Raw genomic sequence first — 22422 nt, forward strand, 5'->3', positions numbered from 1 at the left:
CTGTTATACCTTACAAGGATGTAGGGGATGGGGTGTACTGCGTGGCACGGGTAACCGGGGTCCGAAAGTATCTGGCTGTCTGCGGGATCGGCGCGGCCTTTGTCGCTCTGCTCTTCCTGCGTCCGTTCTCCGGCTTTGCCGCCGCGGGGACCCTGGCCCTGGGCGTGTTCATGTTCCTCCGGCAGTACCGGCAGCCCCGACCGGAGGGCGAGCTGCGCAAGGGCGTAACGGCCCTGCTTGCGGCCGTCCCCGAGGATGATCCCTACCGGCTGCTGTTCGAGCAGAGCGCGGACGGGATCCTGCTCCTGGCCGGCGGCCGCTTCATCGACTGCAATGCCGCCGCCGTGAGGCTGCTCGGCTATGCCGACAAGGACGAGCTCACCGGCCTCGAGCCGGACTCCCTCTCGCCGGTCTACCAGCCGGACGGCCGTTCCTCCAGGGAAAAGGCGGAGGCGATGATCCGGATCGCCCTGGCCGGGGGTAGCAACCGTTTCGAGTGGCAGCATGTTCGCGCCAACGGCCATTTGGTCTGGGTGGAGGTGCTGCTGACCCGGATCGTGCTGGGAGGGCGGCCGGTGATCCACACCGTCTGGCGGGACATCGATGCCCGCAAGCGGACCGAGGAGGAGGCGGCCCGGGCCCACGACTATCTCCAGTCGATCCTGGACAATTCCCCGGTGGGCATCGTCTTTCTTAATGGAGAGCGCCGTATCGAGCGCTTCAACCCGGCCTTTCAGCGGCTCTCCGGCTATTCGGCCAACGCGTTACAGGGGTTATCGACCGAGTCTCTCTACGCCCATCCGGAAGAATATGAGCGGGTGGGCAGGGAGGCCTATCCGGAGCTCCGCCGGGGCGGTGATTTCGTTACCAGCGTCACGCTGAAAAGGGCGGACGGGAGTCAGTTCACCGCGGCGCTCTTCGGCCGTGCCATCAATCCCCAGGCGCTTTCCGAGGGATTTATCTGGGTTATTCAGGATATCTCGGATTATGAACGCCTCGAGGCGGACCAGCGCCTCCTGGCGCGGGTATTCGAGTCCTCCCAGGCCATCATGATCACCGACGCCAACGAGATCATTGAACGGGTCAATCCCGCCTTTACCCGTATTACCGGCTACAGTCCGGAACAGGCCATCGGTCGAACGCCGCGCATCCTGAAATCGGGCCGCCACGGCGCGGCCTTCTATGCCGGGATCTTCCAGACCCTGCGACAGAAGGGCCATTGGGAGGGGGAGGTCTGGAATCGGCGGGCGAATGGCGAGGTGTTTCCGGTCTGGGAGACCATCAGCCGGGTCGAGGACGATTCGGGTCAGGTGACCGAACACTACATCTCCCTGTTCCGGGATATCAGCGAACAGAAGCGGCTGGAGGCCGAGCTGGAATACCAGGCGACCTTCGACCGTCTCACCGGCGCCTATAATCGTCAGGGCACGGAATCCTACCTGGAGCGGGAGCTGGAGCGGAGCCGCCGCCACGACCACGCCATGAGCGTCGCCATGCTCGATGTGGACCACTTCAAGGAGGTCAATGATCGGCACGGGCACGACGTCGGCGACCGGGTTCTGAAGGGTGTGATCCGGCGGACCCTGGAGGCGGTTCGGGAGACCGACCTGGTCGGGCGCTGGGGCGGTGAGGAATTCCTGCTGGTCCTGCCCGAGACCGAGGCCGAGGCGGCGGAGCGATTGGCCGAGCGGGTTCGCGGAACCGTGGGCGAGGAGTCGTACGAGGGAGTGGGCCGGATCAGTGTGAGCCTCGGCGTTGCGGAGCTGGCGACCGGAGAGACCGTCGAGGCCCTGGTCAAGCGGGCGGACGAGGCCCTCTACCGCGCCAAGCAGGGGGGGCGTGACCGGGTGGAGATGGACCCGTCCCTGTCCTGAACGGTATCAAGCCGGCAGAATAGGGGGATGGATGTACCGATCTGGGAATGTACGCTCACCGACACCGGACTGTGCCGATTGTTGAGCCTCGGCGGGAATACGCCCGAGCGGCGGGTGGTGGAGATCCCGTTCCGGGAAGAGGCGACAGCGGCCCGCGAGGCTGCTGCCCTGCTGTTCCTGCTGGAGGGAGCCGGCGACGCCGGCAATCGGGCGGGTGCCCACAAGGCCCCGGCGGAGCTCTGCGCTGCCGAGGCCGTGGAGTGCCGCCGGATCCAGTAGGAATACCGGCGGCACGCCGGGCTCAATCCTTGATGCGGGTCTCTTCCAGATCCCGGCCGGCGGCGAGCCATGCCTCCACCCACTTGGGCTTGCGGCCACGGCCGGTCCAGGTCTTGCCGCTCTGCGGATCGCGATACTTGGGCGCGACCTTGCCCTGGCGGCGGCCGCCCTTGGTGCTCCCCCCCTCGACCAGCGTCTCGAGGTCGAAGCCGTAGCGCTGGGCCACCTGCTTCAGCTCCTGCTGCGCCTCCTTGCGGGCCTCCCGCTCGCGCCGCTTCTCCTCGCGCTCGATCATGCGGGTCGCCTCACGGATCTCGTCCAGCGGCAGCTGCTGGATAGCCTCTTCGATGGTCTTCAGGGCCTGGCTGGAATCACTCATGGATATTCTCCTGATCGTCTCGTTTTCGTTTCACCTTCACCGCGCACCATTCGTCCCAAAGGGCACGCGGTCTTCGTTTCCGGCGCCGAGTATTATACAAATTGCACCGCAATTCAAAAACCGGTGATGGAAAAATTGCGCGAACGGGCGGTAAGGGAACCTGAATCAAGAAGGCCATTCCCCTTACCTCTGTTAATGCGTAGGGCAGGAAATGCTGATTGACAAGGCCCAGGGAAAATTGAATGGGCAGGCCGGGCGTTGACCGCAGCGGGAAAGGGGTGAAAACGGTATTCGGTCCGCGGGCCGGTGGTGCGGAGTGGAACCGGCGTTGAGAGGTACGGCAAGCAGACAAAAAAGAAGGGCCCGCCGAAATGGCCGGGCCCTTCTTCGATCCCCGGCGGCGCCGGAGTAATATGGTGGGCGGTGCTGGGATCGAACCAGCGACCCCTGCCGTGTGAAGGCAGTGCTCTCCCCCTGAGCTAACCGCCCGCTCGGGAAGTGACGTATTCTAGGGAGGCGGCCCGCGGTCGTCAAACCCTCAACGCGCCCGCCGGCCTCTGGTAGGCTCGGGCCATAATCACAGGAGGGTCGCAACCATGTCCGGGCACATCTTCCCCTTTGAGTACCTCCCGGCCTTCATCCGTCACGAGATCGGCGAGATCCAGCGCTACTTCGAGGAGCAGCGGCAGCTGACCGTGCTCTACTTCCACCTCGACCGGGATACCGAGGCCATCCATGCCGAGCTCGAGGGGGCGCTCCGCGAGTGTGATGCCATCTTCCACCGGAAGGGAGACTTCTTTCTCGTCCTCCCGGGCACCGACAAGGAAGGGGGGCTGCACGTGGGCGGCATGATGGCCGAGGCCTTCGACCGGCCGGTGAACGAGGTGGCGGCCACCTGGCCGGAGGACGGCAACGAGGAGCACGAGCTGATGTCGGCACTGGTCGAGTATGCCCGGCATCATCACGCCCTGGATCTGGAGGAGATCCGGCCGTAGCTCCACGGCGGCACGGCTTGGTAGAATCCGCGGATTCCCGACAGCGCCGGAACCAAGCCATGACCATTCGCACCCGCTTCGCCCCTAGCCCCACCGGTTATCTCCACATCGGCGGGGCGCGCACCGCGCTCTTCTCCTGGCTCTACGCCCGCAAGCACGGCGGCAGCTTCATCCTCCGGGTGGAGGATACCGACCGGGAACGCTCCACGCGGGAGTCGGTGAACGCAATCCTCGAGGGCATGGCCTGGCTGGGGCTGGACTACGACGAGGGGCCCTTCTTCCAGACCGAGCGCTTCCCGCGCTATCGGGAGGTCATCCAGCGGCTGCTGGATTCCGGCCACGCCTACCACTGCTACTGCACCCCGGAAGAGCTGGAGACCATGCGCGAGGAGCAGCGTGCCCGTGGGGAGAAGCCTCGCTACGATGGCCGCTGCCGCCACCGCACGGAACCGCGCGACGGCGTCGATCCGGTGGTCCGCTTCCGCAACCCGCTGGAGGGGGAGGTCCTGGTGGACGATGCCGTTCACGGCAGGACGCTCTTCGCCAACCGGGAGCTGGACGACCTCATCATCGCCCGGTCCGACGGCAGCCCCACCTACAACCTCACGGTGGTGGTCGACGACCTGGACATGGGGATCACCCACGTGGTGCGCGGCGATGACCACCTCAACAATACCCCGCGGCAGGTGAACATCCTCCGCGCCCTGGGGGCGGAACCGCCGCGCTACGCCCACGTACCCATGATCCTGGGCTCCGACGGCAAGCGGCTCTCCAAGCGCCACGGGGCGGTCTCGGTCATGCAGTACCGGGAGGAGGGCTATCTGCCGGAGGCGCTTTTGAATTACCTGGTCCGGCTGGGCTGGTCCCACGGCGACCAGGAGGTCTTCTCGCTGGACGAGATGACGCAGCTCTTCGATATCGATGCCGTCCACAAGGCCGCATCGGCCTTCAATCCGGACAAGCTGGTCTGGCTCAACCACCACTGGATCATGCACAGCGAGACGGCCCACGTGGCGAACCATCTCACCCACCACCTGGGGGAGCGGGGCATCGACCCGGCCGCCGGCGGGCCGGACCTCATGGCCGTGGTCGAGGCCCAGCGGGAGCGCTGCAAGAGCCTGGTGGAGATGGCCGACAAGAGCACCTTCTTCTACCGGGAGTTCGATGAATTCGACGAGAAGGCGGCACGCAAGAATCTGACCGGCGAGACCCGTCCAGCGCTGGCCGATCTGCGGGAACGGCTGGCCGGACTGAGCAGCTGGGAGGCCGAGGCGATCCATGGCGAGATCCTCGCCGTCGCCGAGGCCCACGATCTCAAGCTGGGCAAGGTAGCCCAGCCGGTTCGCGTAGCCGTTTCGGGGGGTACCGTATCCCCCCCCATCGATGCTACCTTGGAGCTTCTTGGGCAGGACGCCACCCTCGCGCGGTTGGACCGCGCAATCGCCCACATCGATGCGGCGAACGACTGAAAAGAGGGGTTGTCAGGGACGGCAGCGCTGCTATAATGCGCACTTCAATTCGGGGCCATAGCTCAGCTGGGAGAGCGCCTGCATGGCATGCAGGAGGTCGGCGGTTCGATCCCGCCTGGCTCCACCATTTTTCGACCGAGCCGGTTTTCATGACCGGCTCGGTTTGTAAGGGGCTCCGGTCCCTCGAGGTAGTTCGGGGCATGCACCTCGCTGGAACCATTCTGGTCTGGTTGAGCATCCTCCTCATCGTAGTGGGGATGGTCATTGGTTTCGGGGGGATGCTAGCCGGCGCCGGAGAAGAGCTGGTCAAGCTCATCGCGCTGGTCCCGTGGGGGTTCCTGCTCCTGATGACGGGAACTGCCATGGCCCAGCTCTCCCGGCGGCGGTAGTCTCGAAGACCCGTCCTCGTCCCCATCGTCTAGAGGCCTAGGACACCGCCCTTTCACGGCGGCGACAGGGGTTCAAATCCCCTTGGGGACGCCATATTTCCCTCCCGTAGGGCCTTTTCGGCCCTCGTCCCATCCTTCCGTCTTTTCGGGGCTCCAGTCGGGCCCCGGTACGGTTGCCGGGGCGCGCTTTTGTGTAGTCCCCGGCGTTCGGTTTTGGCACAATCACCCCCCTTGGCTGGTTCTCGCTCGGGATGAGCGGGCCTGGAGTGTCGATGGTGGTGGAATCGGGTCCTGAAGCGCGAGCGGGTGCCGTGGATGAAGCGCTGGAGCGAATCGCCTCCGAGCTGCGCGGCGAGCGCTCCGTCGAAGAGCGGCTGGATGCCGTGCTCGGGACGTTGCGTAGCGCCCTGGATGTGTCGCGGGTCTCGCTGTGGCTCCACTGCGACCGCGGCCTCTGCCGCCGCTGCCTGGTGACCGCGCCCACCCATGCCGGCGAACCCGGCCCCGATGTCCTCGCCCGGGACGACTGCCCCCACTACGAGAACGCCCTGCAACGGGACGGCTCCATCGTCGCCTCCTCCCTGGATGCCAGCCTCCTGACCGAGCTCTCTTCCCCCTATGTCGCGGAGACCGGCGTCCGGGCGCTCATGGACGCCCCGGTGGTCCAGGAGGGCGCCATCGGCGGGATCCTCTGCGCGGAGACTACCGAGGAGGCGCGAGACTGGTACGACTCCGAGCGCCGACTGCTGACGGTGACGGCCGAACTTGTCGCCGGGCTGCTGCAGGAGGAGCGCCACGCATGCACCGAGGAGCAGCTGGCCATCACCGTCTCCCGGCTGGAAGCGCTCACGGCGGCCATGACCGATGCCGTGATCATGGAGGACACGGAGCCGCGCGTGGTCTTCGTCAACGCCGCCGGCCGGGAGTTTCTGCGGCAGACCGGGATCAATGAGCCGATAGGCATGCACTGCTGCGACGTTGTCGCCCGGGTGGCCGGGCGGAGCGAGCAGGGCGAGGGCATGGTGGACTGGGCACGTGACCTGATCGAGCGCCGGGCGATGGAACGCGAGGTACCGCTGAGCCTGGTCGACGGGACCGAACTGGAGATCGACCACCTGCCCGTGGAGGGGGAGGCCGGCTTTGTCGGCCACCTCTGGCAGATCCGCGATGTGACCGAACGTCGCCGCACGGCCGCTGCCCTGGAGCGCCAGCGCAATCTCTATCACGCGCTCTCCACCATCAACCAGGCCGTGATCCGCGGGCATCGAAACGACGACCCGCATGCGCTGCTGGGGGAGCTCTGCCGGGTCGCGGTGGAGCATGCGGGGCTCTGCGTGGCCTGGATCGGGGAGGGCCAGGCGGACGGCTCCGTGGAGCGCCTCGCCGTCCAAGGCGAGCTCCAGGAATACCTGGCCGAACTGCGCATCCGTATGGAGGCCGAGTGCCCGGAAGGGCAGAGCCCCACCGGCCAGGCCCTGCGAACCGGGGAGCCGGTCATCGTCAACCACTTCCAGAGCAAGCCGGATCTCGGCCCCTGGGGCCGCCTTGCGGTCCAGTCTGGGGTGGATGCCGCAGCAGCCTTCCCCATCCCCATCTCCGGGACGATATTCGGCCCGCTCAGCCTGAGCGTCTACGCCCGGGAGGCGGACTTCTTCGACGACGTGGTCGTGGGCCTGCTCCAGGAACTGGTGGGCGATGTCGGCTTCGCCCTGAGCCAGATGGAGCGGGACCGCGCCTTCGACGCCGCCCGCGCCGAGCGCGATCTGCTCTCCGAGGTCGTGGAGTACACCCCGGACTATATCGGCATCACCGATACCCAGGGTTACGAGGTCTACCGCAACGCCACGGCCCGGGAATGGAGTCAGCTCTCCGGCAAGGCGACTCGCAGCATCCGGGATGCCCATCCGCACTGGGCCTGGGAGCGGGTGCGGGACGAGGGCCTGCCAACGGCCCGCCGGAGCGGGATCTGGCAGGGCGAGAGCGCCTTCCTGGACCAGGAGGGGCGCGAGATCCCGGTCTCCCAGATCATCATTGCCCACCAGGATGATGCCGGTTCCGTGCGACATCTCTCGACCGTCGCCCGCGACATCCGCGACCTGAAATCGGCCTATGCCGAGATCGAGCGCCAGGCCCACTTCGATCCGGTTACCGGTCTGCCCAATCGCCAGCTCCTGCGGCAGAGACTGGAGGCGCGACTGGATGCCACTCGTCGCAACGGCTCCGCCCGCTGCCTGCTCTACGTCGATCTCGACCGTTTCAAGGATGTGAATGACTCCCTGGGCCACGGCATCGGCGATCGCCTGCTCCGGACCATCGCACGCCGCCTCCAGCGCCGGGCAGGGCGAGGGGCCATGGTGGCGCGACAGGCCGCCGACGAGTTCGTCATCCTCCCGGAGAGCGAGTGGAGCGACCTCGAGACGGCCCGGGAAGAGAGTCTCGAGCTGGCCCGGCAACTCCATGAGTGGATCGCGCGGACACACCGCGTGGCCGGCCACGGCGTCTTCGTGGAGGCCAGTGTCGGTGTGACCTGCTTCTCCGGCCACGATGAAGAGGAGGCGGAGGCGCTGCTCACCCGGGCCGATGTCGCCATGTACCAGGCCAAGGGGGAGGGCGGTGGTGTCCGCCACTTCGAGCCCTGGATGCTCGACCGCGTGCATCGCCGCCACTGCCTGGAGAGCCGGCTCCGCCACGCCCTGGAGGCCGAGGAACTCTTCCTCCACTACCAGCCCCAGGTGGACCTGCGCGACGACAGCCTCATCGGCGGCGAGGCCCTGGTCCGCTGGCAGCCGCCGGGGGAGGATCCCATCTCCCCCGGGGAGTTCATCCCGGTGGCCGAGGAAAGCGGCCTGGTCCTGCCCCTGGGAGAACGGGTCCTCGACCTCGCCCTGGGAGAGCTGCGCGGCTGGCTGGACGCCGGCTGCGCCTGTCCCCATCACGGCATTGCGGTGAATGTCAGCCCCCACCAGTTCCGCCTGGCCGACTTCGTCCAGCGGGTGGAGGCGGCGCTGCAGCGTCACGGCGTCCCGGCCCGGGCCCTGACCCTGGAGATCACGGAGGGCGCCGTGGTCCGCGACCTGGGCGACACCATCGCCAAGATGCATGCCCTGCGGGAGCTGGGGGTGACCTTTGCCATGGATGACTTCGGGACCGGCTACTCCTCCCTGAGCCAGCTCCGGCAGCTCCCCCTGGACACCCTGAAGGTGGATCGCGCCTTCATCCGCGGCGTGAACGAACAGCCGCGCAGCGCCGCGCTGGTGGGAAGCATCCTCGACATGGCGCGGAACATGGAGCTCTACGCCATCGCCGAGGGAGTGGAGACGGCGGCGGAGCACGCCTTCGTCGCCGACCGCGGCTGCGAGGCCTACCAGGGCTTCCTCCACGCCCGCCCCATGGTCGGCGAGGAGTTCGCCCGCCGGCTACCGACCCGGTAGAGCCAGGGCCTCAGCGCGGGAAGAGGTAGAGGAGCTCGCTCCCCTCCAGGAACTGGTGGGAGACGATGAGGGAGGTGGCCGTCCAGACCTGGTTGAAGTTGGCGCGGCGGCCGATGAGCCGCCCGGCCCGGCCGTCGTAGTACTCCGCCCAGTGGTCCGATTCCAGCTTGTCCGCTGCCTGCTGGTAGGCGCGCTCGGCGAGGTCGCCGCGACCGCTGCGCAGGGTGGCGGCCACGAAGCCCCACAGCAGGGCCGGCCAGTTGCCGCCGTTCTGGTAGGACCAGGCGACGTTCTTGGGGTCCGACCCGGTCTGCACCTGCCACTCCAGCCCCTCCATGGCGGGGAAGCAGATCTTCAGCGGCACCGCCCCCACCAGGTCTCCCCAGCGCGCCTCGAACAGCCGCACCGTCCGCTCCGCCTGCTCGTCGGTGGCCAGACCGAAGAGGATGGAGAGCAGGTTGCCCAGGGCGAAGAAGCGGAAGTCCATGCGCGAGGGGCCGGTGTTGCCCACCAGGTAGCCCGCCTCCTCCGGCAGCCAGTCCACCACCCAGTCCGGGATGGACTCGGGGTAGATGTTGAGCATGTTGACGCTGTCGCTGCCGAACTCCTCGGTGGAGTAGCGGTGGATCTCGTTGAGCCGCCGCAGGTCGAGCCAGTAGAACAGCCGGACGTAGTTGCGCAGGGCCTGCTCCCGGGTGGTGGCCGACTCCAGCAGCGCCTCGTCCTCGGGGCCCCGGGGTTCGATGAGCTCGTGGACGCTGCGCAGGACGCCGTAGAAGAGCGCCTGGATCTCCAGCGGGTGGCCGTAGATCCCCAGCCGGCGGTCGATCATGGAGCAGCCGTCCGGCACCAGCAGCCCGGGGCTCACCTCGAAGGTATCCTTGAGGCAGAGGTGCAGGATCTGACGCATGGAGCTCTGGAAGTCCGGGCGCCGGGCCAGCTGGTAATCCCCGGTGTGGCGGGTGTAGATGTAGAGCAGGACGGTCCACCACATCATGGAGTCCACCGGCGCCACTCGGCCGATGGCGCGCTCGCCGAAGTCGGCCAGCAGATGCTCCTCGCCGGTCTCGTCGGTGTCGATGCGGAAGCTCGCCGGCATCACGCCGGGCTGGATCTCGTGGCCCGCCCGGCTGCGCTCCCGGGTGCGCAGGCTCTCCACCACCTCCAGGAAGTTGCGCACGATGTCGGTGCGGCCATCGTGGAGGAAGACCAGGGCGGAGGGGACGAAGTCCCGGACGAAGCACTCCTCGTAGTTCTCCGCCGCCGGCGCCTTGGGATCCAGGGCCGCGCGCGTACCCACCGGCTGCCCCCGGTAGTAGAGGATGGAATCCTCGAGCAGACGATAGGCGGAGGCGAGGCGCTCCTCGGACATGGACGGCTCCTGGTGGCGATGGGGGAAGGAACGGATTCAGTCTCGCGCAGAGCGGACGGCAAGACAACACGGGCATTCCGGGCCGGGATTGGGCTATGCTGGAACGAGACCCTCGCAACGGCAGGGAAAGACGGGAATGGAAGACGTCCGCACCGCCCCGACCATCTTTGGCGAGGTCCTCTTCGACGAGTTCGGCGACCACGCCGTCCTCGGCGGCGCGCCCTTTAATGTCGCCTGGCATCTGCGGGGGCTGGGCCAGCCGGCTCGGCTGGTGAGCCGCATGGGGGAGGACGACTACGGCCGGCGCATCCGCGAGGCCATGGCGCGCTGGGATCTCGATGACGCCGGCCTCCAGCGCGATACCGAGCATCCCACCGGCCGGGTCCGGGTTGAACTCGCGGCCGGCGAGCCCACCTACGAGATTGTCACCGGAGTCGCCTGGGATGCCATCAATGCCGAGGCGGCGGTAGCCGCGGTGGGCCATCCCGGGCTCCTCTACCACGGCACCCTGGCTGCGCGGGAGGGCCGGTCCCGTGCGGCCCTGGAGGCCCTGCGGGCCCGGGCTGACGGGATCTTCGTCGACGTGAACCTGCGCCCGCCCTGGTGGGAGAGACACCGTATGGCGGCGCTCCTGGACGGGGCCCGCTGGATCAAGCTCAACGGCGACGAACTGGCCGAACTCACCGGCGCCGATGACGCCGCGGCCGCCGAGACCCTGCGCCAGCGCCACGGGGCCACCGGGGTGCTGGTGACCCGGGGCGGCGAAGGGGCCGAGCTCTTCACCGAGTCGGGGGTGGAGCGGGCGGTCGCCGCGCCGGTGGCTCACTTCGAGGATGCCGTGGGGGCTGGCGACGCCCTGGCAGCGGTCTTCCTTCTGGGCGAGCTGGCCGGCTGGGAGGCCGGGATGCGGCTGCGGCGCGGCGTGGAGCTGGCCTCCGCCGTCTGCGGCCTGCGCGGGGCGGTCAGTGATGATCCCGATTTCTACGAACCCTTTCGCAAGCAGTGGCTGCCATGACTAGCGAAGACCGGGAGGCCTCCGGAGACGAGGGGGGGCTCTACATCCAGCTCATTAGTGTCCACGGCCTCATCCGGGGGCAAAACCTCGAACTCGGCCGGGACGCCGATACCGGCGGGCAGACCCTCTACGTGGTCGAGCTGGCCCGGGCTCTGGCCGAGCATCCACGGGTGGACCGGGTGGACCTGCTTACCCGCCAGGTCGTCGACGCCAAGGTGGACGACGACTACGCCGAGCCGGAAGAGCCGCTCTCCGACGGGGCCCGGATCGTCCGGCTGCCCTGCGGTCCGCGGCGCTACCTGCGCAAGGAGGCCCTCTGGCCCTACCTGGGGCAGTTCGCCGACCGGGCGCTCCAGCACATCCGCGAGGTGGGGCGGCTGCCGGACGTCGTCCACAGCCACTACGCCGACGCCGGCTTCGTCGGCGGCCGGCTTGCCGACCTGCTGGGCGTGCCGCTGGTCCACACCGGCCACTCCCTGGGCCGGGACAAGCGCGCCCGGCTGCTGCAGCGCGGGGTCAAGGAGTCCCGGCTGGAGGAGGTCTACAACATGGGACGCCGGATCGAGGCGGAGGAGGCGACCCTGGACCGCGCCTCCCTGGTCATCGCCTCCACCCGGCAGGAGGTGGACGAGCAGTACGCCGCTTACGACCACTACGAGCCCCGGCGCATGGAGGTCATTCCCCCAGGGGTCGACCTCTCGCGCTTCTGCCCGCCGGTGCCCGACGACCCCGAGCCGACCATCCGCCGGACCCTCAATCGCTTCCTGCGGGAGCCGGCCAAGCCGATAATCCTGGCCATGTCCCGCGCCGACGAGCGCAAGAACATGATCGCCCTGGTCAGGGCCTACGGGGAAAACAGGGACCTGCAGGAGATGGCCAACCTGGTCCTCATCGCCGGCACCCGGGACGATATCGAGGAGCTGGACAAGGGCTCGCGCAGCGTCCTCACCCAGCTGCTACTGGCCATCGACCGCTACGACCTCTACGGCAAGGTGGCCTATCCCAAGCAGCACCGCGCCTCGGACGTCCCCCACATCTATCGAACGGCGGCGCGCAGCCGCGGCGTCTTCGTCAATCCGGCGCTCACCGAGCCCTTCGGCCTGACCCTCATCGAGGCCGCGGCCAGCGGACTGCCCATCGTGGCCACCCGGGATGGCGGGCCGCGGGACATCATCGCCAACTGCCGCAACGGGGCGCTCATCGACCCGTACGACATCGACTCCATCGCCGACGGGCTGCGCCAGGCGCTGGGCAATCGTCGGCGGTGGCGCCGCTGGTCCCAGAACGGAGTGAGGGGTGCCCACGACCACTACTCCTGGCCGGGCCACGCCGAGAAGTACATCCGCGCCGTGGACCGGGTGCTCCAGCGCTTCGCCGGCCCCCAGGCGAGTCTGGCGCCGGCCAACCGCAGCCGCCTGCCCACCATCCAGCGGCTGGCCGTCACCGAGCTGGACAATACCCTGCTGGGGGACGACGAGGCCGCCGACGAGCTGGTGGCCGCGCTACGCGAGCAGGGGGAGAATACCGGCCTGGGCGTGGTTACCGGCCGGACGCTGAAGTCCACGCGAGAGGTCCTGGCGGAGCACGGGATCCCCACGCCGGATATCCTCATCACGGCCGCCGGCGCCGAGATCCACTACACCCATCGGGGTGGTCGCTGCGTCCCGGACCGCAGCTGGCGCAGCCACATCGACTACCGCTGGAACCCGAAGGCGGTGCGCGAGGCGCTGGGCAAGCTGCCCGGGCTCAAGCTCCAGCCCCGGCGGGAGCAGCACCCCTTCAAGGTGAGCTACTTCCTGGATGCCGAACGCGCCCCGGCCATCAAGACCATTCGCAAACACCTGCGCCAGCAGGGGATCCCGGCCACGGTGAACGCCGCCTACGGCAGCTACGTCGACATCCTGCCCATCCGCGCCTCCAAGGCGCAGGCGGTGCGCTGGGTCGCCTTCAAGTGGGGGCTGGACATGGACCAGGTACTGGTCGCCGGCGGCGCCGAGGACGACGAAGAGATGCTGCTGGGGGATACCCTGGCCATCGTTGTAGGCAGCCACGCCCCGGGCCTGGAGCGGCTGCCGGACCGACGCGAGGGGATCTACCTGGCGGCCGGCCATCACGCCCGCGGGATCCTCGAGGGGCTGCGGTACTATGGCGTCCTGCCGGATGAGGGAGGCGGGTAGGAACGGCCTACTCGGCCGGTCCGTGGTCGCCCATCGCCTCCAGCGCCTCACGGTAGGCGGCACAGGGGTCCGTGGGACCGCGCCGCTCGGTGAAGGCGATGAAATCCGCCGGCGGCCCGCCGGCCGCCGCCTCCCGAGCGCCCATCCCGGCCTCCGGGGTGGGGCGTAGCTGCAGGCTGACCGCCGAACCGTCGGCGCCCTGACGGCGCAGGTGGAAGGGGACTGCGTGGTCCGGGCGGACGTGGCCGGTGCCGGCGACGAGCAGCGTCCCGCCACCGGTATCAGCCGCCTGCAGCCGTCGGGCCATCCAGGCGTCCCGCAGGAACTGGACCCGCGCCTGGCGCCGGAAGAGGTTGGTGGTGCCGTGGCCGCAGTGGGCCTCCCGCACCTCGCCGCGGAGCGCCTCCATGACATCCCCCGGTGGCTCGTCCGCCAGGGCGAGCCGGGTGCGGATGTCAGCCCCCAGGGCGGTGAAGCCGTCGCGGTGGACATCCATGGTGGTCGCACGGTCCGGGTTCCCGGCGTAGAGCGGCCAGCCGGCCTCCAGGGCCGCGGCGAAGAGGGGCTCGTAGAGGGAGAAGTCGGGCCAGCCGCTCTCGTTCCAGGCCACCGCCTGTGCCACTGCCCCGACCTCCCGGGGTGGCTGGTTGCGCAGCCCCTTCAGGGCCGCCTCGTCCTCGGCATCGAACATCTCGGCCACCAGGGCGCGCCGCTGGCCCCGGCGGGCCAGCGCCTCCACCAGCCGGCCCTGGAGTGCATGGTGGCCGGGGTGGTCGTGCTGCTCCCCGACCAGGATGTGCTCGCGGTCGGCCAGCCGGTCCACCAGAGTCGGGAAGTCGATGAACTCGCCGGCCGCCACGTCCCAGTAGCGCCCCTCCAGGGCATCGCCCGCCGGCTGGTTCGGTCCACAGGCGACCAGCGGCACCAGGAGGAGGGCGAGCAGCAGTGGCCGCCGGGGCACGGCGGCGGTTACAGTGGCCCCAAAAGCGCCGGAGAATCGCCCCATGAATCTGGAAAAGGTTACCTTCGCCTTCTTCATCGTCTTCGCCCTTACCGTGAACTTCGGTTTCGTCTGGGGGGAGGTGGACGTCCCCGCCCATCATAGTGTCTACGAGCTCTACGCGGCCCTGGTGGTGAGCCTCATCGCCACTATCCTCAAGTTCGGCGACCGCACCCATATCGGCGCCGTGATGCTGGCCACCAGCCTGGTGGCCGACCTCCAGCTCATCGCCGCGGCGGTGGTCTGGGCGGTGGCGGAGCATGTTACCGGGACCGGAACCACGCCCACCGTGATGGCCCACGTGGTCTCCATCGCCGGCGGGGCTCTGCTGGCCAACCTCATGTCGGTGATCCTGCTGGTCATCGAGACCGTTACCGTCCGGCGGTAGGACCATGGTACGCCGGGTCCTGCCCATCCTGCTGCTGCGGCTGCGCACGCCGCTGGTGGCCCTGGTGGCGGTCTACGCCGTCACCATCCTCGGCTTCGTCCTCATACCGGGGGAGAACAATGCCGGCGAGCCCTGGCGCATGGACTTCTTCCACGCCTTCTACTTCGTCAGCTACATGGGCTCGACCATCGGCTTCGGCGAGATCCCGTACCCCTTCACGCCGGCGCAGCGATTGTGGGCGACGGTCTCCATCTACGCCACGGTCTTCACCTGGCTCTATACCATCGGTTCGCTCCTGGCGCACCTGCAGGATCCCGCCCTGCGGCGGCTGGTCCAGGAGGGGGCCTTCCGGCGGGACGTCCGCCGTCTGGGCGAGCCCTTCTATGTCGTCTGCGGTTATGGCGACACCGGCTCGGCCCTGGTCCGCGGGCTGGACGAACGCGGTCTGCAGAGCGTCGTGGTGGATATTGACGGCGAGCGCCGGGACGAGCTGGCCACGGATCTGCTCACTCGCCACGTGCCGGGGCTGGCCGGGGACGCGGCGGATCCCCGCGCCCTGGAGATGGCCGGCCTTTCGGCACCCCAGTGCCAGGGGGTCCTGGCCGTCACCAACGACGATCGGGCCAACCTGGCGGTCTGCGTCAGCGCCCGGGTTCTGCGGTCGGGGCTGATGACGGTGGGGCGGGCGGAGCGCGGGGAGACCGAGGAGAACATGCGCTCCTTCGGTACCGACCACGTCATCAATCCCTTCGAGACCTTCGCCGACCGCTTCACCACGGCGCTGCGCTCCCCCGGTATGTACCTGCTCTATGAGTGGCTGGCGACCACCGACGAGGGGCGACTGGCCGAGCCCGTCCTGCCACCGGCGGGGACCTGGGTCATCGCCGGGTACGGCCGGTTCGGCCGGGCCGTGGCGCGGTACCTGGAGTTCCACGGCCAGCCCTATCGCGCCATTGACCCGGAGCCGGCGCCGGACGAGATGGCGGAGGTCGTGGACGGTCGCGGGACCGATGCCGTGGCCCTGCGTGCCGCCGGGGTCGAGTCGGCCGTGGGCGTGGTGGCGGCCACCGACGATGACGCCGACAATCTCTCGGTCATCATGACGGCCCGGGAGCTCAATCCCGGGCTCTTCACTATCGCCCGCCAGACCCAGCGCCGCAACGACGACCTCTTCGCCGCCGCTGAGCTGGACATGGTCATGCAGCCCGGAACCATCATGGCCAGCCGCATCCTCAGCCTGGTGACCACGCCGCTGCTCACCGATTTCCTGCGCCATGCCCGGCATCAGGAGGCGGACTGGGCGAACCTGCTGGTGAGCCGTATCGCGGGCCTGCTGCCCGAGGGGGAGGCGCCGGAGGTCTGGGGCGTCCGTCTGGACGAGTACGATGCACCGGCGATCATCGGCTGGCTGGGGGAGGGGAGCGAGATCCCCCTGGGAACCCTCCTGCGGGACCCGCGGGAGGCCAGCAGGGGGCTGTGGGCACTGCCCCTGCTGCGGCAGCGGGCCGACGGCTCCGAGGAGCTGCTGCCCGACCTCGGAACCGCCCTGGTCGCCGGCGACCGGCTCCTCTTTGCCGGCCGGCACGGCATCCGCGCCCGCCAGCGCTGGATCCTGGACAACCGGAATGTGCTGGCCTATCTCCTGCGCGGGCGGGCGATGCCGGAGAGCCTTCTGTGGCGGCGGCTGGGCAGCCTCTTTACTGGACCTTGATGTACTGGAAACCGTCGCGCTGGAGTTCGGCCACGCGGACCACGCCGGAGGGGACCACGTCCACGTTGGCGTAGAGGTCCTCCTCCTCCAGTTTGCCGATGGTGCGAGTGATGTCGCAGAGCTCCAGCTTCACGTCGTGGACGTTGGCCAGGGTCTGCAACCGATCCCGGAACTCGGCGCGCCGGCTCTCGAAGGCCTCCGGCGTCTCGAAGGGGGTGCCCGCCATCTCCTCGTCGGTGACATAGCGCACCGCCTGGGAGATGAAGACCATGCGCACGTCGTACTCCAGCAGCTGTTCCTTGTAGTGCTTGACCATGTTGCGCACGTTGATGAGCGTGAGATTGAAACGATCGGGGTCAGCGAAATCGACGTGGAAGACGACCTTGCGGTCGACATCGTCATCGGGCTCGGCTGCGACCGGGGTGGTCACGCCGGTGATCAGCAGGGCTGCCAGGAAGAGAACGAGGTTGCGGATACGGGTCATGATGGGGAACTCCTGGTTCGAATGAGGCCAAATCGTATTACCAGCCGAGAAGGCTAGCACGGCCGTCCAGATCTGCCCGGGCAGACCGGGAGCGGGTCCCGTCGTGTGACCACGACCAGAGCCAAAAGTGCCTTGAAAAGCGGAGGCGGGGGTGCAAGAGTCAGGAAGGAGGCCAATCGGTCTCACGACGAGAGGAGGAGCCTGCATGGGACATTTCGCCAATGCCGAGGAGATCGGCGCTCTGGAAAAGGATCTGGAGGCCGAGCGTCCCGTCCCCAACAAGGATCCGGACCAGACCCACGTGGTCTACTGGCACGTCTTCCGTCGGCGGGAGGATGTCGTCGCTTTCGCCCGTTCGGTGATGCTCGAGTCCGGGGAAGAGCTGGTCGCCGGCCATTGCGAGGATGATCTCGGCCCGCTCTGGTGGCTTGGAGTCCGGGTGGATGACCTGTCGAAGTGGGGAAACCGGAGCGCCATCCACAAGATCGACGCCGGAGACGGGGAGAATCCCGGTTCCTCCATGCTCTGAGGGCAACGCCCGCGGGACCCGGAAGTCCCGCGGTCGAGGTGGTCCTACTCGGCGTCGGCCTCGAGGAGCTCGATCTCGAAGATCAGCGTCTCGCCGGGGCCTATGGCCGGGCCGGCGCCCTGCTCGCCATAGGCCATCTCCGGCGGGATGACCACCTGCCACTTGCCGCCTTCCTTCATCTTCGGCAGGACCTGCTGCCAGCCCTTGATGACGGAGTCGGTGGGGAAGGTCACCGGCTCGCCGCGCTCGCGGGAGCTGTCGAAGACCTCACCGTCGACGGTCTCGCCGTGGTAGTGGACGCGAACGGTATCGCCGGCCGCCGGACTGTCGCCATCACCGGCCTCCAGCACCTTCCAGGCGACGCCATCCTCGCTGACCTGGACGCCGTCCCCCGCCTTGAATTCCTCCAGATACTCGCCGCCGGCCTCGCGGTTGGACTCGGCCTCCTGACGCTGCTCGTCCATGCGCTTCTGCTGGGCGGCCTGCATGGCGGCCTGCATGGCCTCTTGGTCCAGGGCCGGGTCCTGGCCCTCCAGGGCGTCGCGGATGGCCGCGGCTACGGCGTTGCCATCCAGCTCCATGCCGCTGCGCTGGATGTTCTGGCCCACTTGCCAGCCCACGGCGTAGGAGTGTCGGGCCTCGTCGCTTTCCAGGTCGGGCTCGCTGCCGCCCCCGTTACAGCCGGCGAGGGCCATCAGGCCCGCGGGGAGCAGGATCGTCAGTCGGTTCACGGTGAAACTCCTCATGGGTGGACTACGCTTCGCATGTTCGCACAGGGGGCGAGAGCGCGGAAGGCGTTGTTTGTCCTGCCTCCCTTCGGTGTTACATTGTCGCGCTTGCTCGCGCGGGGGGCCCATGGGACACGAACTCACACTACTGTTCGGGCTGGTTCTCATCCTCGGGATGGCGGCGCAGTGGCTGGCGTGGGCGGCCCAGATCCCGGCCATCGTCCTTCTGGCCACCGCCGGGATCCTGGTGGGACCGGTCTTCGGCGTCATCGAGCCCTCGCAGGACCTGGGTGGGCTGCTGGAACCGCTGATCAAGCTGGGGGTCGCCATCATCCTCTTCGAGGGGGGACTGTCCCTGCAGTGGCACGAGCTGCGCCAGGCCGCCGCCGGCGTTCGCCGCCTGGTCAGTCTCAACGTCCTGTTCATGTTCGCCTTCGGCAGCACGGCCGCCTTCTATCTGGGGGGGCTGTCCCTCCCGGTGGCCATGGTCTTCGGGGCCATCGGGGTGGTCACCGGCCCCACGGTGATCCTGCCGCTCTTGCGCCATGCCCGCCTGCGCAAGCGTCCGGCCTCCTTCCTCAAGTGGGAGGGGATCATCAACGATCCCATCGGGGCCATCCTGGCGGTGGCCCTGTTCGAATACTTCACCTACACCGGCGGCGGCAACGGCGGCTGGCAGGAGATGGCCCTGCACCTGGCCATGGGCCTGGGGCTGGCCGTGGCCCTCGGCGTCGTCGGCGCCTGGCTCATGGCGGAAGGGCTGCGCCGCGGCCACATGCCGGAGTATCTCAAGGGGCCCATCGCTCTGGCCGGCGCCATCGCGGTCTACATCGCCGCGGACCTCTACATGGAGGAGCTGGGGCTCATGGCGGTGACCATCTTCGGCCTGGTCCTGGGGAACCGGAAGCTGGCGAGCATCAGCGAGCTGCGTCGGTTCAAGGAGTACATCGCAGTCATCCTGGTCTCGGCGGTCTTCATCCTCCTGACCGCCGACCTCAAGCCGGCCACCCTGATGGCGCTGGACTGGTCCACGCTGGCCCTGCTGGCCGCCATGATCTTCCTGGTGCGGCCGGCTAGCGTCTTCCTGGCCACCCTGGGCACCGACATGAGCTGGCAGGAGCGCACCCTGGTGGGCTGGATCGCGCCGCGCGGCATCGTGGCTGCCGCCGTGGCCGGCGTCTTCGGCCCCCGCATGGCCGAGCAGGGCTACGCCGGCGGCGAGCTGCTGCTGCCGCTGGTCTTCGGCCTGATCCTGGCCACCGTGGTCCTCCATGGCTTCACCCTGAGCGGGCTGGCGCGCTACCTGGGCCTCTCCGTCTCGCGCACCAACGGGGTGCTCATCGTCGGCGCCTCACCCTGGACGGTGGGCCTGGCCGAGGCGCTGCGCGAGGCGCGGGTGCCGGTGCTCATTGCCGACCCCTCGTGGTCGCGCCTGCGGCCGGTGCGCAACGCCGAGATTCCGGTCTTCCACGGCGAGGTCCTGTCGGAGCACGCCGAGCACACCCTGGAGTTCAACGAGGCGGGCTACCTCCTGGCCGCCACCGACAACGACGCCTACAACGCCCTGGTCTGCACCCGCTTTGCCGGGGAGTTCGGCCGGCATCGCGTCTTCCAGCTCCCGGCGCCGCAGAAGAGTGACGAGGGGGCGGTCCCCTATACGCCGGGGATGCGCGGGCAGGTAACGCCCAAGGCGGACGCCTGGTACGACGACCTGGTGGCGGATACCTACCGCGGCTACGTCTTCCACCGGACCCAGCTGACCGAGAAGTACCCCTACCGCCAGTGGCGGGCCGATGGGGGCGACCGGCTGCTCCCGGTAGCGCTGGTCCGGGAGGGGCGGCAGGTTCGCTTCTTCTCCCCCGATTCCGAGGTTAACCCTCGAGCCGGGGATACCCTCATCGCCTTTGGTCCGCCCGGTGCCCGGGATGATGCTCGGGGGCCCGGCGGCTGAGCGGGTCCTGGGCGAAGAAACGGCACAGCTGGTCGTAGACGGCCGGATAGGCCGCCTTCAGCTCCGCGGGCAGGACGAAGAAATACTCGCAGGCGACGGCGAAGAATTCCGCCGGGTCGGTGAGGGCGTAGGTGTCCATGGCGGGGTGGCCGGCCTCGTCGGCCGCCTCCAGGTCCGCCCAGGCCGCCTCGAAGGCGGCGGTCCAGCGGTGCGGGTCCATGTCGGGGCGCAGGGGCGGGAAGCCGTTGGCGACGCCGTTGGCGGCGTCGATCTTGTGCGCCGTCTCGTGGATGACCACATTGCCCTCGTCCGCCCGGGGATGGTCGGGGCGGGCATCCTCCCAGGCCAGGACCAGCGGTCCTCGATCCCACGCCTCGCCGGCCAGTTCCCGTTCTCCGACATGTTCCACCCCGGCCTCGTCCACCTCTGCGTGGTGGGCGACGAAGGTCCCGGGGTGGAGGATCACGGCATGCCAGCCATCGAGGTAGTGGGGATCGAGGTGGAGCAGGGGCAGGGCGGCCTGGATGGCCACGGAGACGGCCATCCCGGGAGTGACCTCCAGGCCACCACCCCCTTCCACCGCCTTGCGGTGGAGGAAGAGGCTGGCCACCTCCCACAGTTGCTGCTGTTCCGCGGGCGCGAGTTCGCCGGCGAGGGGGAAATCATCCAGCGCCGCGGACCACAGTCCGGGCTCGATGCCGTGACGACGGAGCAGGCGCCGCCTGTGCCAGGCGCGCAGATGCTGGAGCATCGTGAACTCGCGGAAATGGAACGGGGAGGAGAGGAAAATGGTGCGCGGGGCGAGACTTGAACTCGCACGGGGTTGCCCCCACTAGCCCCTCAAGCTAGCGTGTCTACCGATTTCACCACCCGCGCAGGGCTTCTTTCTGACTGTCTTGCCTGGTGGCGCCGGTGAGACTCGAACTCACACCTCAGAAGAGACCTGATTTTGAGTCAGGCGCGTCTACCGGTTCCGCCACGGCGCCGTCGAGAGGCAGAGAGGCTGCCGCCGTCGACAGGTGCGTACTCTACCACAACATCGGCGGAACGCCATACCCCCTCAGAGGGATGGTCCGCACACGCGATCACGCCCGGCCTCCTTGGCCACCAGCATCCGGCGGTCGGCCCGGTCGATGGCCGCGGAATAGCTCCCGTCCGGATCCTCTTCCGTCGTGCTGATCCCGATGCTGACGGTGATCCGGTCCACCGCCAGGTCCGCCGGCGTGGGTGTGTCACGGATGGTGCGCCGCAGCCGGTCGCAGATCGCCTTCGCCTCTTCGGCCGTGGTCTCGGGCAGGACGAGGACGAATTCCTCGCCGCCCCAGCGTCCGCAGAGGTCGTACTCCCGCAACTGGTCGGCGAGGAGGTCGCTGATATGGCAGAGGAGGCGATCGCCGCGCTCATGGCCCAGGCGGTCATTCACGGCCTTGAAGTAGTCGACATCCAGCACGCCGAGGCTCAGGGGCGCGCCGTTACGGCGGCACCGCTCCAGTTCCGCCTCGAGCCGTTCAACCAGGTAGCGGCGGTTGCCGAGGCCGGTGAGGGGGTCGTGCAGGGCCGCCTCGCGCAGGGACTCGCTGAGCTCCCGCAGGCTCTCCTGGTAGCGATCGGAGATCCGGACCAGCCGCTCCAGTCGCCGGAGGTGGGTGTCGCACTCCTCGGCCAGGCCGCGCTTCTCCTCGCGGGCGATCTCGTGGAAGCCGTCGGAGATCCGGATCAGCCGTTCCAGCCGCTCCCGTTGAGCGGTGGAGAGCTCCAGAAGACGGGCCAGCGGCTCCCGCAGGGGGTTGTGATCATGGGCCGGATCCCCGAGCAGCTCGGTGATGGTCTCCAGGAGCTGCTCCTCGTCGCGACCGCGTGTCACTCCACGGGCTCCTCGGGCAGGATCCGGAAGGGGAAGGTACAGTCCTCCTTGAACTCCCCGGCCAGCTCCGCCACCCGTTCATTGCGGGCATCGTAGAGCCACTCCACCACGACCTCGCGATTCCGGTTGTGGGCCTCCTCCAGGAGGTCGAAGATGTCCAGCATGGCCCGCACCGAGCTGGTGTTGAGATAGGCCAGGCGCAGCTCCAGCCGCAGGGGATCCTCCCGCTGGTCCAGGTACTCCTGCACCCATCGGACGATCTCGCCAAAGAATTCATAGGAATTCTCCGGGTAGGAGTCCCCCGTCATGGCGAGGAGGCCACGGGAGGCGTCGGCGACGATCTCCGGTGTGGAGGCGGTGCTCTCGCGTGTCAGTTCAGTCATGGGG

At 68.5% G+C, this 22422-nt stretch carries 20 protein-coding genes and 5 tRNA genes; 14 read left to right on the forward strand and 11 right to left on the reverse strand.

The features are described 5' to 3' along the window. Positions 1–41 precede the first annotated feature (41 nt). The gene (locus BM272_RS01925) at positions 42–1874 is read left to right on the forward strand and encodes a sensor domain-containing diguanylate cyclase (RefSeq protein ID WP_143613102.1); all 1833 of its coding nucleotides are present in this window, start codon (positions 42–44) and stop codon (positions 1872–1874) included. Between the two features lie 27 nt (positions 1875–1901). Beyond that, complete coding sequence (locus BM272_RS01930; RefSeq protein ID WP_143613104.1) at positions 1902–2153, forward strand: hypothetical protein; 252 nt, start codon at positions 1902–1904, stop codon at positions 2151–2153. A gap of 22 nt (positions 2154–2175) precedes the next feature. Here BM272_RS01930 and BM272_RS01935 read toward each other — a convergent pair whose 3' ends face one another. Together BM272_RS01935 and BM272_RS01940 are read right to left on the reverse strand one after the other, a co-directional pair. Beyond that, entirely contained in the window at positions 2176–2532 is a 357-nt protein-coding gene (locus BM272_RS01935) for an H-NS histone family protein (RefSeq protein WP_093427064.1), read from the reverse strand. Between the two features lie 414 nt (positions 2533–2946). Then, positions 2947–3021, reverse strand: a tRNA-Val gene (locus BM272_RS01940). Positions 3022–3128: 107 nt separating this feature from the next. On the opposite strand from BM272_RS01940, the gene BM272_RS01945 reads away from it, so the two are divergent. The 6 genes from BM272_RS01945 to BM272_RS01970 all read left to right on the forward strand — a co-directional run bounded on the left by BM272_RS01945 (position 3129) and on the right by BM272_RS01970 (position 8816). Continuing rightward, complete coding sequence (locus BM272_RS01945) at positions 3129–3527, forward strand: hypothetical protein (protein ID WP_093427065.1); 399 nt, start codon at positions 3129–3131, stop codon at positions 3525–3527. Positions 3528–3586: 59 nt separating this feature from the next. Beyond that, positions 3587–4996 carry a glutamate--tRNA ligase gene (gene gltX, locus BM272_RS01950; RefSeq protein ID WP_093427066.1) on the forward strand — a complete coding sequence of 470 codons (1410 nt, stop codon included), beginning with the start codon at positions 3587–3589 and terminating at the stop codon, positions 4994–4996. A gap of 51 nt (positions 4997–5047) precedes the next feature. Continuing rightward, positions 5048–5123, forward strand: a tRNA-Ala gene (locus tag BM272_RS01955). 73 nt (positions 5124–5196) lie between these two features. After that, positions 5197–5385, forward strand: a complete 189-nt coding sequence (locus tag BM272_RS01960; protein ID WP_143613106.1) for a hypothetical protein — start codon at positions 5197–5199, stop codon at positions 5383–5385. 18 nt (positions 5386–5403) lie between these two features. Further along, a tRNA-Glu gene (locus BM272_RS01965) sits at positions 5404–5479 on the forward strand. A gap of 217 nt (positions 5480–5696) precedes the next feature. Then, positions 5697–8816: a bifunctional diguanylate cyclase/phosphodiesterase gene (locus tag BM272_RS01970; protein ID WP_159432990.1), complete on the forward strand. Its 3120-nt coding sequence runs from the start codon at positions 5697–5699 to the stop codon at positions 8814–8816. A gap of 10 nt (positions 8817–8826) precedes the next feature. Here BM272_RS01970 and BM272_RS01975 read toward each other — a convergent pair whose 3' ends face one another. Continuing rightward, positions 8827–10188, reverse strand: coding sequence for a glycoside hydrolase 100 family protein (locus BM272_RS01975; protein WP_093427069.1), 1362 nt, complete (start codon positions 10186–10188; stop codon positions 8827–8829). Between the two features lie 136 nt (positions 10189–10324). On the opposite strand from BM272_RS01975, the gene BM272_RS01980 reads away from it, so the two are divergent. Beyond that, positions 10325–11203 (forward strand): PfkB family carbohydrate kinase, encoded by an 879-nt coding sequence (locus BM272_RS01980; RefSeq protein WP_093427070.1) that lies wholly within the window; start codon positions 10325–10327, stop codon positions 11201–11203. Continuing rightward, positions 11200–13380 (forward strand): HAD-IIB family hydrolase, encoded by a 2181-nt coding sequence (locus BM272_RS01985; RefSeq protein ID WP_093427071.1) that lies wholly within the window; start codon positions 11200–11202, stop codon positions 13378–13380. The genes BM272_RS01980 and BM272_RS01985 overlap by 4 nt, the downstream gene beginning before the upstream one ends. A 7-nt stretch (positions 13381–13387) precedes the next feature. On the opposite strand, the gene BM272_RS01990 is transcribed toward BM272_RS01985, so the two are convergent. After that, positions 13388–14386 (reverse strand): ChaN family lipoprotein, encoded by a 999-nt coding sequence (locus tag BM272_RS01990; protein ID WP_205407726.1) that lies wholly within the window; start codon positions 14384–14386, stop codon positions 13388–13390. Here BM272_RS01990 and BM272_RS01995 point away from each other — a divergent pair. Next, complete coding sequence (locus BM272_RS01995) at positions 14385–14768, forward strand: DUF6394 family protein (RefSeq protein WP_093427434.1); 384 nt, start codon at positions 14385–14387, stop codon at positions 14766–14768. The genes BM272_RS01990 and BM272_RS01995 overlap by 2 nt on opposite strands. 4 nt (positions 14769–14772) lie before the next feature. After that, entirely contained in the window at positions 14773–16479 is a 1707-nt protein-coding gene (locus tag BM272_RS02000) for a potassium channel family protein (protein WP_093427073.1), read from the forward strand. On the opposite strand, the gene BM272_RS02005 is transcribed toward BM272_RS02000, so the two are convergent. Further along, positions 16466–16963 (reverse strand): DsrE family protein, encoded by a 498-nt coding sequence (locus tag BM272_RS02005; RefSeq protein ID WP_159432992.1) that lies wholly within the window; start codon positions 16961–16963, stop codon positions 16466–16468. The two genes, BM272_RS02000 and BM272_RS02005, sit on opposite strands and share 14 nt — an antisense overlap. 205 nt (positions 16964–17168) lie before the next feature. On the opposite strand from BM272_RS02005, the gene BM272_RS02010 reads away from it, so the two are divergent. Continuing rightward, the gene (locus BM272_RS02010; protein ID WP_240307975.1) at positions 17169–17492 is read left to right on the forward strand and encodes a hypothetical protein; all 324 of its coding nucleotides are present in this window, start codon (positions 17169–17171) and stop codon (positions 17490–17492) included. 44 nt (positions 17493–17536) lie between these two features. On the opposite strand, the gene BM272_RS02015 is transcribed toward BM272_RS02010, so the two are convergent. Beyond that, positions 17537–18223 (reverse strand): BamJ family beta-barrel-assembly machinery protein, encoded by a 687-nt coding sequence (locus BM272_RS02015; protein WP_159432993.1) that lies wholly within the window; start codon positions 18221–18223, stop codon positions 17537–17539. A gap of 124 nt (positions 18224–18347) precedes the next feature. Between BM272_RS02015 and BM272_RS02020 the strand changes: the two genes are divergently transcribed. Beyond that, entirely contained in the window at positions 18348–20171 is a 1824-nt protein-coding gene (locus BM272_RS02020) for a cation:proton antiporter (protein ID WP_093427436.1), read from the forward strand. On the opposite strand, the gene BM272_RS02025 is transcribed toward BM272_RS02020, so the two are convergent. From BM272_RS02025 to siaC, 5 genes are all read right to left on the reverse strand, one after another. Next, complete coding sequence (locus BM272_RS02025; RefSeq protein ID WP_093427076.1) at positions 20116–20922, reverse strand: M90 family metallopeptidase; 807 nt, start codon at positions 20920–20922, stop codon at positions 20116–20118. The genes BM272_RS02020 and BM272_RS02025 overlap by 56 nt on opposite strands. Before the next feature lie 38 nt (positions 20923–20960). Further along, a tRNA-Leu gene (locus BM272_RS02030) sits at positions 20961–21047 on the reverse strand. 25 nt (positions 21048–21072) lie between these two features. Next, positions 21073–21157: transfer RNA gene (locus BM272_RS02035), tRNA-Leu, on the reverse strand. A gap of 74 nt (positions 21158–21231) precedes the next feature. Beyond that, positions 21232–22035, reverse strand: coding sequence for a biofilm regulation diguanylate cyclase SiaD (gene siaD / locus BM272_RS02040; RefSeq protein ID WP_093427077.1), 804 nt, complete (start codon positions 22033–22035; stop codon positions 21232–21234). After that, positions 22032–22418: a biofilm regulation phosphoprotein SiaC gene (gene siaC, locus BM272_RS02045; RefSeq protein ID WP_093427078.1), complete on the reverse strand. Its 387-nt coding sequence runs from the start codon at positions 22416–22418 to the stop codon at positions 22032–22034. The genes siaD and siaC overlap by 4 nt, the downstream gene beginning before the upstream one ends. Between the last annotated feature and the right edge of the window lie 4 nt (positions 22419–22422).

Origin of the sequence: Thiohalospira halophila DSM 15071, assembly GCF_900112605.1 — a bacterium.
Lineage (GTDB): Bacteria > Pseudomonadota > Gammaproteobacteria > Thiohalospirales > Thiohalospiraceae > Thiohalospira > Thiohalospira halophila.